The sequence below is a fragment of the Streptomyces sp. S3(2020) genome (assembly GCF_013044505.1).
GTDB lineage: Bacteria > Actinomycetota > Actinomycetes > Streptomycetales > Streptomycetaceae > Streptomyces.
Map to the genome: position 1 here is coordinate 1 of NZ_JABERD010000271.1, position 11,288 is coordinate 11,288.

Sequence of the window (11,288 nt, forward strand, 5' to 3'; positions counted from 1 at the left end):
CCCGCGCTGTCCGCCCCGCTCGCCTGCCCCCCGCTGCGGTGCTGCCCGCGCGGGGGGGCCTGGCCGGGGCCTGTCCGCGGGGCGGGCCGCCCGGCGGCGGCGCGGGCGGCTGGCTGCCGGGTGGGGTGCGCGGCGCGTGGGGCGCGGCGGGGGGGGTGCCGCGGGGCGGGCCGGGGGGTCGCCCGGGGCGGCTGGCCGCCCGGCGGCCACGTCCTCCGGTACACCCTCCGGTACACCCTCCGGCACCTCCTGCGGAGTGAGCGGCGGGATCCGGAGCGCGCCCAGCACCACGCCGTCGCTGTCGTCGACGAGCAGGTCGAGCCGGCGTTCGGCCCCGTCCAGGACCGCCCGCGCCGCCGCCACCGCACCCGTGGGCACGCCCAGCGACCGCGCGACGGTGAGCACACCGCCCACCGGCACGACCGACAGCACACATCCGGCCAGCTCCCGCTGCCGGTGCAGCAGGGACACCGCCCGCAGCAGCGCCCGGTCGTCGCCGACGACCACCGGCCGCCGGGAGCCGCGCCGGGCCAGCACCCGGGCGAACTCCTCCGGGTCCGCGGGCAGACACACCTTCGTGCCCGCCGCACCCGCGCTGAGCACGTCTTTCGCGATGCGGACGGACTCCCCGTCCGTCCTGCGGGCAACCGGATCGATGACCACCAGCAGCTGATCGGAAGTCGCTGAAGTCGCCACCTCGGTCATGCCTCGCTTCCTCGGGTAGCATCTTTGTGCAAGAGCCCCTTGCGCTATTGCGCCAGGGGCTTCGTCTATTCCGGGGCATCCGGGTCCGACGGGTTCACGGCCGACGACGGCCGTAGGTGGCCGAAGCAGGTCGCCAGGGTACGAGGCACAAGGCCGTGTCACGTACGCCCCTGACCTTGGACATGCCCCGCCCGGAAGGGGTGTACGCGCGTGCCCGCACTTGTGCTGCTCGGTGCTCAGTGGGGTGACGAAGGCAAGGGAAAGGCGACGGACCTGCTCGGCGGATCCGTTGACTATGTGGTGCGCTACCAGGGCGGCAACAACGCCGGCCACACGGTAGTCGTGGGCGATCAGAAGTACGCCCTCCACCTGCTCCCTTCCGGAATCCTCACCCCGGAGTGCACTCCGGTCATCGGCAACGGTGTCGTCATCGACCCGTCGGTCCTGTTCTCCGAGCTGAACGGGCTGAACGAGCGCGGCGTCGACACGTCCAAGCTCCTGATCAGCGGTAACGCTCACGTCATCACGCCCTACAACGTGACCGTGGACAAGGTGACGGAACGCTTCCTCGGGAAGCGGAAGATCGGCACCACCGGCCGCGGCATCGGACCCACCTACGCGGACAAGATCAACCGCGTCGGTATCCGCATCCAGGACCTGTACGACGAGTCGATCCTGACGCAGAAGGTGGAGGCGGCCCTCGACGGCAAGAACCAGCTCCTGACCAAGGTCTTCAACCGCCGCGCCATCGAGGTCGGCCAGGTCGTCGAGGAGCTGCTGTCCTACGCGGACCGGCTGAAGCCGTACGTCGCCGACACGGTCCTGCTCCTCAACCAGGCCCTGGAGGACGACAAGGTCGTGCTCTTCGAGGGCGGCCAGGGCACCCTCCTGGACATCGACCACGGCACGTACCCCTTCGTCACGTCGTCGAACCCCACCGCGGGCGGTGCCTGCACCGGCGCCGGTGTCGGCCCGACGAAGATCAGCCGGGTCATCGGCATCCTGAAGGCGTACACGACCCGTGTCGGCTCGGGCCCGTTCCCGACGGAGCTCTTCGACGAGGACGGCGAGGCGCTGCGCCGCATCGGCGGCGAGCGGGGCGTGACGACCGGCCGTGACCGTCGCTGCGGCTGGTTCGACGCGGTCATCGCCCGCTACGCGACCCGCGTGAACGGCCTGACGGACTTCTTCCTGACCAAGCTCGACGTCCTCACCGGCTGGGAGCAGATCCCGGTCTGCGTGGCCTACGAGATCGACGGCAAGCGCGTCGAGGAGCTCCCGTACTCCCAGACCGACTTCCACCACGCGAAGCCGATCTACGAGAGCCTCCCCGGCTGGTCCGAGGACATCACCAAGGCGAAGTCCTTCTCCGACCTCCCCAAGAACGCCCAGGCGTACGTGAAGGCGCTGGAGGAGATGTCCGGCGCCCCGATCTCCGCGATCGGCGTGGGCCCGGGCCGCGACGAGACGATCGAGATCAACTCGTTCATCTAGGACGCGTGGCGGTACCCGTGCGCCCCCGGCCGGCTTCGGCCTGCCGGGGGCGCACGGCTGTTCAGGGGCGGTGTCGCAGGCGGAGGGTGGTGGTCTCCTGGGTCGAGCTGCGGACGAGTACGGGGCTGTCGTCGCTGCCCCGCAGCTCGTAGTCGTAGGTCACCGTGCTCGATGTGCATCCGGGGTCCGACGGGCCCTCGACGACATGGCCTCCGGTCGTGGCGATCCTGTTCGTCCCGGTGTCCAGCAGTGCGGCCTCCCACTCGCAGTGCCGGCCGCCACGGTCCTCGACGCCGCTGACGACGACGGAGCCGGCCCGTCCGGAGAAGACCGTCAGCAGCAGACCGCGCTCCGCGGCGTACCAGTCTCCCCGGAGCCCGGCGGGGACGGGGACGGAGAGCTCCGAAGCCGGGTCGAGCACGACGGACACGTTGTCGGACCGCTCCCACAGGATCACGTCGTCCCGCGGCGCCACGAGCCTCATGACGTCCGGCAGACCGCACTCGGACGGTCGGTCCACCGCCCCTGTCCTGCTCATGTTGAAGCCCAGGGCCAGGGTGTTGGTCGTCCGGGACACCACGTTCGCCCAACCCGTGCAGGTCGCATCGCGCGTGGCCGACACGACCCGGGCACCCCTCTCGCCGAGATCCGCACCCTTGACGAGGTCCAGCCGGACGCTGAGCAGGGGAGGTCCCTCCTCCCCGAGCGTGAAGCGCCAGGCCCCGACGAGCGGCGACGGCTCCGGCACCTCCAGACCCGGCTCCGCGTCGCCTCCCGCCAGCGCGGACCACGAGACCCCTGTCACGGCCAGCGTGACGAGCCACCCCGCCATCGCCACCGCCGCCATCCCCAACGCGACCCCCGCCCACCGCCCCGCGCGTGAGCCGGACTCCGTGGCCGCCTGCCGGACCCGCGGCGGCGCGATGCCCACCTCCGGCACGTCCAGCACGTCCCGGCGCCGGTCGGGTTCCACCGGCTCGGGAAAGTCCGGAAAGCCTGCGAGTCCGGGCGCCCCGGTCTCCGCTTCCGCCTCCGTCCGTCGCGGAGCCTCCGGCAGTGGCTGGGCGGCGGCGCGGTCGAGGCGGGCCAGAAGGGCGGCTGGCAGCCATGCCCCCGCCGGAGCCCGCCGCGTGCGCTCCGCGATGTCGCCCACGGTGGGCCGGTCCGCCGGGTCCTTGGCGAGGCACTCCCGGATCAGGTCCGCGATCGCCTCGGGTACGCCGGAGAGGTCCGGGTCCTCGTAGGCGATCCGGAACATCAGCGCATGCGCCGCGCCCGTGCCCTCGCCCTGGAACGGGGAGCGCCCGGTGGCGGCGTACACGAGGGCGCTGCCCAGGGCGAACACATCGGAGGCCGGGGTGAGCCGCTCGCCCCTGACCTGTTCCGGGGACATGAACTCCGGTGTCCCGAGCAGGGACCCGGCCGGCGTGAGGGTGCTGTCGGACGAGGCGTCGAGGGCCCGTGCGATCCCGAAGTCGATCACGCGCGGGCCGTCGACGGTGAGCAGGATGTTGGACGGCTTGAGGTCCCGGTGGACGAGCCCCGCACGGTGGACGGCCTGGAGGGCCTGCGCGAGTCGGTGAGCCAGGACGTGGGCGGAGGCGGAGGGCAGCGGCCCGAAGTCGCCGCGTACGACGGCCCGGAGGGTCGGTCCCGGGACGTACTCGGTGGCCACCCAAGGCAGTTCGGCCTCCGTGTCGGCGTCCAGGACACCGGCGGTCCACTCGCCGCTCACCCGGCGCGCGGCGGCCACCTCGCGGGTGAACCGGCGCCGGAACTCCTCCTGTTCGGCGACCTCCGTCCGGACCAGTTTCACGGCGACGGTCCGTCCGTCCTCGCCCCGGCACAGGTACACCCGCCCCATCCCACCGGCACCGAGCCGTGCGATCAGCCGGTACGGGCCTATGTGCGACGGGTCGTCAGGGACCAGAGGCTGCATGGACGGCGATCTTTCCATACGGCGGGACAGGGCGGGGCCGCATCCGTTGACCCGTGCTTTCCCCTACGCGGCCGGGAAATTGACCCGGACATGGCCTGTTCCTGGTTCCGGGCGCGCGGGTGCGCGGCAACGATCTACGCGGGTAGTTGTGTCCCCTCTCCCTCTCCAGCCCCAGGAGCTCCGTATGTCCGTCAGTCCCATGAACCGTCGGCAGTTCGTGAAGAAGTCGGCCGTCACCGGGGCGGCCGTCGCCGCCTCGGGGAGCGTCGCGGCAGGTCCCGCACAGGCCGCCGAGCGCAAGCCCGCCAAGGCGCCGAAGACCTGGTCGTTCTCCGTCCTCGGTACCACCGACCTGCACAGCCACGTCTTCGACTGGGACTACTACAAGGACGCGGCCTACAGCGACAGCAAGGGGAACTCGGTCGGGGTCGCGCGGGTGGCCACGCTGATCAAGCAGCAGCGGGAGGCCAAGGGCGAGGAGCGGGTGCTGCTGGTCGACGCCGGGGACATCATCCAGGGGACGTCCCTCGCCTACTACTTCGCGCGCGTGAAGCCCATCACCGGCAAGGGCGTCAAGCATCCGATGGCCGTCGCCATGAACCACATGCGCTACGACGCCGCCGCCCTCGGCAACCACGAGTTCAACTACGGCATCGAGACGCTGCGCAAGTTCGAGAGCCAGTGTCACTTCCCGCTGCTCGGCGCCAACGCGCTGGACGCCAGGACCTTGCGGCCGGCGTTCGCGCCGTACACCGTGAAGCGGATCTGTGTGCCGGGCGCCCCCGACATCAAGGTCGGCATCCTCGGTCTCACCAACCCGGGCATCGCGCTGTGGGACAAGGACAACGTCAGCGGGAAGATGGTCTTCCCGGGGCTGGTCGAGCAGGCGAAGAAGTACGTGCCCAGGCTGCGGGCGCTCGGCTGTGACGTCGTCTTCCTGACCGACCACTCGGGTCTCGACGGATCGACGTCCTACGGCGACGCGCTCCCGTACGTCGAGAACGCCTCGAACCTCGTCGCCGAGCAGGTCCCGGGCATCGACGCGATCCTGGTCGGCCACACCCACGTCGAGGTGCCCTCGTACACCGTGAAGAACGCCGAGACCGGCGACGAGGTGCTGCTGTCGGAGCCGTACTGCTGGGGCTACCGGCTGAGCGTCTTCGACTTCGAGGTCGAGCTGGAGCACGGCCGCTGGAAGGTCACCAAGAAGACCGCGCAGACCCTCGACCCCAAGTCCGTGGACGAGGACCCGGAGATCAGGAAGCTCCTGGAGGCCGACCACGAGCTGGTGGTGAAGTACGTCAACACGGCCGTGGGCACCTGCTCCGAGGACCTCTCTGCCGCCGAGTCCTGCTGGAAGGACGTCCCGATCATGGACTTCATCCACCAGGTCCAGACGGACACGGTCAAGGCCGGGCTGTCGGCGTCCGACGCGGCCCTCCCGCTGATCTCGGTCGCCGCGCCCTTCTCCCGCACCGCCGACATCCCCGCGGGCAGTGTGACCATCAAGGACATCGCCGGGCTCTACATCTACGACAACACCCTGTACGGCAAGAAGCTCACGGGCGCGCAGCTCAAGGACTACCTGGAGTTCGCGGCGAAGTACTACCACCAGGTGCCCGTCGGCACGAAGGCCGACACCGCGACCCTCACCAACGCCAACAGCTTCTGGGACTACATGTACGACACCGCCGCGGGCGTCTCGTACGACATCGACATCGCGGCCGCGGAGGGTTCGAGGATCAAGAACCTGACGTACGGCGGCACGGCCGTCGCCGACGACCAGGTCTTCGTCGTCGCCGTCAACAACTACCGGGCCAACGGCGGTTCGGGGTACCCGCACATCGCCACCGCCGACATCGCCTACAGCTCGACGAACGAGATCCGGCAGCTGATGATCGACTACGTGACGTCGAAGGGAACGCTGAACCCGGCCGACTTCGCGGTGACCAACTGGAAGCTGACCCAGGACGGCACACCGGTGTTCTGAGCGGGCCGGGAGACATCAGCGGCTCCGCCGCGCGGGACCGCCGGCGAAGCGCCTAGCCGTGCGCGAGGCTGCGACCGCCGAACTTCCGGTACACGGCACCGAGTACGGCCGCGTTGACGACCGCCCCTACGACGACCCCGGACCAGGCGAGGGCGCCGGGCAGCATCACGAACAGCAGTGACGTCGGGGCGGTGACCAGGAAGGCCCACACCCCGGCAAGGCTCGCGTCGGCGTGCTCGACGAAGAGCGCGTCGACGCCGACCCAGCCGACGACGGCGGCCACGAGCGCCAGATAGCCGAGGGCGACCGGGTTGACGAGGTGGTCGCGGAGCGTCGCGGCGAAGGAGCGTGAGTCGTTCATGGTGAACCCCCTGGAGATCGTCTGTGGTGATCTCCACGATGCCGTCGCCGGACCGAGACGGCGTGAGTAGCCGTACTCAGGTTTTCGCTCGCGCGTACTCGACCTTCCTGAGGACGAAGCCGCGCATCAGACACGTCGGGCATACGATGTAAAGGTACGCAAATCGGCGGACTGGGGAAGGTGAGTGCGATGCGCGTACTGCTCAAGGCGAGTCTGGACACCGAGAGGTCGAACGAGGCCATTCGCAGCGGCACGTTGGGGAAACTGATCCAGGAGTCGGTGGAGCAGATCAAGCCCGAGGCGGCCTACTTCACCGCCGAGGACGGCAACCGCACCGCCTACCTGGTCTTCGACCTGGAGGACGTCTCCCAGATCCCGGCGATCAGCGAGCCGTTCTTCCTCAACCTGGGCGCGAAGATCTTCTACACGCCGCTGATGAACCTCGACGACGTCAAGAAGGGCCTCTCGCAGCTGGGGCAGTGACCCTCAGCTGAAGATGATCATCGACCCCTGTGCCAGGCTCCGGGTCGCCGCCGCGTGCAGGCCCAGCCACACATGCCGCTCACGGGCGAAGGGGCTGGGGTCGTACGGCGCGGGGACGGCCGGTTCCTCCAGTTCCGTGGGGCCCAGCGGCGGTTGGGGCGCCGCCGGGGGGTTGGCCGGGTCGATGCCGATCGAGGGGGCCACCAGCGCCAGCTCCCGCAGCAGCGCCTGGGAGGAACCCAGGGGGCCGCCACCGGCCAGGAGTTCGTCGTTGGCCAACGGGTGCGGGAAGTCCACCGGGACATAGGCACCGGCGTGGTCGTAGTGCCAGACCAGGTGGGACTGCTGGGCCGTCGTCTCGAACATCTCCAGCAACTGCTCGTAGTCCCCGCCCAGTTCGTCCACCGGCGTCACCGGCAGACCGCACATCTGGAGGAGATACGCGCGGCGCAGGAAATGCAGCGCGTCGTAGTCGAAGCCGGCCACCGGGGCGACCTCGCCGGACAGGCCCGGCATGTACTGGTACACCGGCACCGGTGGCAGTCCGGACTCGGCGAGCACCTTGTTGTATTGCGCGAGTTCCTCGGCGAACGGGTTGTCGGGCGTGTGGCACAACACGTCGACGAGCGGTACCAGCCACAGGTCACAGGCCAAAGAAGGCTCCTCGCATAGCACGGTGTAGCGAAGCGGTCAGGGAAGAGTAATCGGTCCGGCGTGCCGTGGCTTCCCCCTGGGCGGGGTCGGCTGCTCTGTCGCAGGTCCCATACCCACACCCGGGCGGCTCACGTATGACGGATCATCCGCCGGTCAGCCGTTCGACCACCGCCAGCGAGTGCGTGTTGTACGCGGCGACGATCTCCCGTGCCGCCGTGGTGTCCCGGTGGACCAGGGCGTCGACCAGTTCGGTGTGCTCGGCCCACAGCTGTCCGCGCAGGTCGGTGAGGCGGCGCAGATGCTGTACCGCGCACACCCAGGACTGGACGCGCAGCCGGTGCAGGAAGTCGGCGAGGTAGGGGTTGCCGAACACGGTGCTCAACTCGCGCCAGAACCGCAGGTCGTAGCCGATCAGCACGGTGAGGTCCCCGGCGAGGGCGGCCCGTTGCGCCTCCTCGCCGCGCCGGCGCACCCCGGCGAGGGCGGCGAGGACCCGGGAGTTGTCGGGGTCGTGGACGAACCCCTGGTGACCGCCGTCCAGCGCGTGGAACATGCCGTCGATGACGAGGCTGCGAGCCTCGATGATGCCTCGGTAGTCCGCCAGCGAGTACTCGTGCACCCGGAAACCGCGGTGCTGGTCCGCCTCCAGGAGACCTTGAGCGGACAGGTCGACGAGCGCCTCGCGGACGGGGGTCGCGGAGACCCCGTACTGCTCGGCGATCTCCTTGACCGTGAACTCCTGACCCGGCTGGAGACGCCCCGCGAGCACCTCGTCGCGAAGCGCGTCGGCGATCTGCTGCCGCAGGGTGCTGCGGGTCACGGCGCCGTTGCCGCTGCTGCCGGGCATGGTCGGCCTCTCCCTGATGGCGGTCGGGTGGGCGTGCTCGTACACGTACACGTATGTCTACGAGCACGCCACCTTACGCGTTCGGGATTTTGCCGTGTTTACCCGCGTAGCGTCCGTCACACGGCCCGCACGGCTACACCGTGTGCTCGTCCGCCACGGTGAGCGCCGCGTCCAGCGCCGACAGGCCCTCCTTCAGCTCGGCCTCGGAGACGTTGCACGGCGGCACGACATGGGTGCGGTTCATGTTGATGAACGGCCAGATGCCGTGCTTCTTGGCGGCGGCGCCGAACGCGAGCATCGGGGCGTTGGCCTCACCGGCCGCGTTGTACGGCACCAGCGGCTCGCGGGTCTCCTTGTCCTTGACCAGGTCGAGCGCCCAGAACATGCCGACACCGCGGACCTCGCCGACCGACGGGTGGCGCTCGGCCAGATCCCGCAGCGCGGGCTCCAGGACCTCGGCGCCGAGCCGGGCGGCGTTCTCGACGACGCCCTCCTCGGCCATCACGTTGATCGTGGCGACGGCGGCGGCACAGGCCAGCGGGTGCCCGGAGTACGTCAGACCGCCGGGGTAGGGGCGCCGGGCGAAGGTCTCGGCGATCTCGGCGGAGATGGCGACACCGCCGAGCGGGACGTAGCCGCTGTTCACGCCCTTGGCGAAGGTGATCAGGTCGGGGGTCACGTCGAACAGGTCGGCCGCGAACCACTCACCGGTCCGCCCGAAGCCGGCCATGACCTCGTCCAGGACGAAGACGATCCCGTACTTGTCGCAGATCTCGCGCACACCGGCGAGGTAGCCGGGCGGCGGGATCATGATCCCGGCGGTGCCGGGGATGGTCTCCAGGATGATCGCGGCGACGGTCGCCGGGCCCTCGAAGGCGATCGTCGTCTCCAGGTGCTCCAGCGCCCGCGCGCACTCCTGCTCCTCCGTCTGTGCGTAGAAGCGGGAGCGGTACAGGTACGGCGCCCAGAAGTGCACGACACCGGCGGAGGCGCTGTCGGAGGCCCAGCGGCGCGGGTCGCCGGTGATGTTGATCGCCTGCTGGGTGCCGCCGTGGTACGAGCGGTAGGCGGAGAGCACCTTGGAGCGGCCCGTGTGCAGCCGGGCCATGCGCACCGCGTGCTCGACGGCGTCCGCCCCACCGTTGGTGAAGAAGATCTTGTCCAGGTCGCCGGGCGTCCGCTCGGCGATCAGCCGGGCCGCCTCCGAACGGGACTCGATGGCGAAGGCGGGCGCGAACGTGGACAGGGTCGCGGCCTGTTCCTGGATCGCGGCGACGACCTTCGGGTGCTGGTAGCCGATGTTGGTGTAGACGAGCCCGCTGGTGAAGTCGAGGTACCGCTTGCCGTCGTAGTCCCAGAAGTACGACCCCTCCGCGCCGGCGACGGCGAGCGGGTCGATGAGCTCCTGCGCGGACCAGGAGTGGAACACATGAGCACGGTCCGCGGCCTTGACGGCGGCGCCGACCTCGGGGTTTGGCTGAGGGGTCATGCGCCTGAGCGTAAATGTCCGCGATACGGAAGCGGTATCGGCGTCCTGTCTGTGGTCGCGGGCTTTCCACGACAGGTTGTCCAGGGACGCCGACGCATGTCTATTGACAGCATCCTGTCGAAGTGACAGCATGTTGTCATCAAGGGGACGGCAGCGATCCAGGAGGCAGTCATGAGCCGCAAGCCCGTACATCTCGCCGTGTACGACACCTTCGCCGACTGGGAGACCGGCCACGCGACGGCGTATCTCGCCCGCGCCGGGTACGAGATCCGTACGGTCGGCCCGGGCCCGGAGCCGGTGACCTCCGTCGGCGGACTGCGGGTCCAGCCCGCGGGCGCGCTGGAGGACGTACGGCCGGAGGACAGCTCCCTGCTGATCCTGCCGGGCGCCGATCTGTGGGACGCGGGCGAGCAGTTGGCCCCCTTCGCCCGCAAGGCGCGCGAGTTCCTGGCCGCCGGGGTGCCGGTCGCCGCCATCTGCGGAGCCACCGCCGGGCTCGCGCGGGAGGGGCTCCTCGACGACCGGGAGCACACCAGCGCGATCTCCTTCTACCTGGCGGCCACGGGATACCAGGGCGGTTCCCGTTACGTGGACGCCGACGCCGTGACCGACGGCGCACTGATCACCGCCGGGCCCACCGAACCCGTCGCCTTCGCACGGGAGATCTTCGGGCTGCTCGGCGTGTACGAGGGCGAGGTGCTGGACGCCTGGTACCGGCTGTTCCACGACTCCGACGTCGAGGCGTACGCCGTACTGGAGGGGGCCCGGTGAGCCAGGAGCGGCAGGAACTGCTCAGTCGCGGCGCGCTCGGCGTCTTCCGGCTCAACGGGCAGTTCCTGGGCGTCGCCGAGGAGTTGGCGAAGCCCGCCGGGCTCACCGCCGCCTGGTGGCAGGTGCTGGGGGCGGTGCTCGGGGAGCCGTTGCCGGTGGCCGGGATCGCCCGGGCGATGGGGATCACACGGCAGAGCGTGCAGCGCATCGCCGATCTGCTGGTCGAACGCGGGCTCGCCGAGTACCGGGACAACCCCGCCCACCGCCGTGCCAAGCTCCTCGCGCCCACCGAGGAGGGGTTCGCGGCGGTCCGCCGGATCGACCCCGGGCACGCGGCCTTCGCCGACCGGCTCGCCGAGGCCTTCGGCCAGGACGAGCTGGCGGACGCCGTACGGCTCATGGAACGGCTGTCGACGGTGCTGGAGCGGCTCGGCCCCCCGGTGACGCAACCGGATCCGTCCGTTACGGAACCGTAGAACGGTCATCGCCGACCTCCCCGTATGCCCGCACTATCGTGGTCAGTCGCACGGGGGCACGCACGGGGGCGTTCGGGGG

The 11,288-nt window shown here is 70.2% G+C and carries 10 protein-coding genes and 1 pseudogene; 5 read left to right on the top strand and 6 right to left on the bottom strand.

What is annotated here, in order from left to right; all coding sequences use genetic code 11:
* A pseudogene (locus HLK59_RS51625) lies at window positions 1–705 on the bottom strand (diacylglycerol kinase); the annotation flags it as partial.
* Between the two features lie 210 nt (window positions 706–915).
* Here HLK59_RS51625 and HLK59_RS44040 point away from each other — a divergent pair.
* Window positions 916–2,199: an adenylosuccinate synthase gene (locus tag HLK59_RS44040; RefSeq protein ID WP_171147293.1), complete on the top strand. Its 1,284-nt coding sequence runs from the start codon at window positions 916–918 to the stop codon at window positions 2,197–2,199.
* 61 nt (window positions 2,200–2,260) lie between these two features.
* Here HLK59_RS44040 and HLK59_RS50610 read toward each other — a convergent pair whose 3' ends face one another.
* Window positions 2,261–4,138: a serine/threonine-protein kinase gene (locus HLK59_RS50610; RefSeq protein ID WP_206328316.1), complete on the bottom strand. Its 1,878-nt coding sequence runs from the start codon at window positions 4,136–4,138 to the stop codon at window positions 2,261–2,263.
* Between the two features lie 184 nt (window positions 4,139–4,322).
* On the opposite strand from HLK59_RS50610, the gene HLK59_RS44050 reads away from it, so the two are divergent.
* Window positions 4,323–6,128: a 5'-nucleotidase C-terminal domain-containing protein gene (locus HLK59_RS44050; protein ID WP_171147294.1), complete on the top strand. Its 1,806-nt coding sequence runs from the start codon at window positions 4,323–4,325 to the stop codon at window positions 6,126–6,128.
* A 52-nt stretch (window positions 6,129–6,180) separates the two neighbouring features.
* On the opposite strand, the gene HLK59_RS44055 is transcribed toward HLK59_RS44050, so the two are convergent.
* Complete coding sequence (locus HLK59_RS44055) at window positions 6,181–6,489, bottom strand: hypothetical protein (RefSeq protein WP_171147295.1); 309 nt, start codon at window positions 6,487–6,489, stop codon at window positions 6,181–6,183.
* 189 nt (window positions 6,490–6,678) lie between these two features.
* On the opposite strand from HLK59_RS44055, the gene HLK59_RS44060 reads away from it, so the two are divergent.
* Window positions 6,679–6,972, top strand: coding sequence for a hypothetical protein (locus HLK59_RS44060; RefSeq protein WP_171147296.1), 294 nt, complete (start codon window positions 6,679–6,681; stop codon window positions 6,970–6,972).
* A gap of 3 nt (window positions 6,973–6,975) precedes the next feature.
* Here HLK59_RS44060 and HLK59_RS44065 read toward each other — a convergent pair whose 3' ends face one another.
* The 3 genes from HLK59_RS44065 to HLK59_RS44075 all read right to left on the bottom strand — a co-directional run bounded on the left by HLK59_RS44065 (window position 6,976) and on the right by HLK59_RS44075 (window position 9,962).
* The gene (locus tag HLK59_RS44065; RefSeq protein WP_171147297.1) at window positions 6,976–7,626 is read right to left on the bottom strand and encodes a hypothetical protein; all 651 of its coding nucleotides are present in this window, start codon (window positions 7,624–7,626) and stop codon (window positions 6,976–6,978) included.
* 142 nt (window positions 7,627–7,768) lie between these two features.
* Window positions 7,769–8,473 carry a GntR family transcriptional regulator gene (locus HLK59_RS44070; RefSeq protein WP_171147298.1) on the bottom strand — a complete coding sequence of 235 codons (705 nt, stop codon included), beginning with the start codon at window positions 8,471–8,473 and terminating at the stop codon, window positions 7,769–7,771.
* Between the two features lie 133 nt (window positions 8,474–8,606).
* Window positions 8,607–9,962, bottom strand: coding sequence for an aspartate aminotransferase family protein (locus HLK59_RS44075; RefSeq protein WP_171147299.1), 1,356 nt, complete (start codon window positions 9,960–9,962; stop codon window positions 8,607–8,609).
* Between the two features lie 171 nt (window positions 9,963–10,133).
* Here HLK59_RS44075 and HLK59_RS44080 point away from each other — a divergent pair, with 171 nt between their 5' ends.
* The gene (locus HLK59_RS44080; protein WP_171147300.1) at window positions 10,134–10,733 is read left to right on the top strand and encodes a type 1 glutamine amidotransferase family protein; all 600 of its coding nucleotides are present in this window, start codon (window positions 10,134–10,136) and stop codon (window positions 10,731–10,733) included.
* Complete coding sequence (locus HLK59_RS44085) at window positions 10,730–11,209, top strand: MarR family transcriptional regulator (protein ID WP_171147301.1); 480 nt, start codon at window positions 10,730–10,732, stop codon at window positions 11,207–11,209. Before HLK59_RS44080 ends, HLK59_RS44085 begins: the two co-directional genes overlap by 4 nt.
* The last annotated feature ends 79 nt before the right edge of the window (window positions 11,210–11,288 follow it).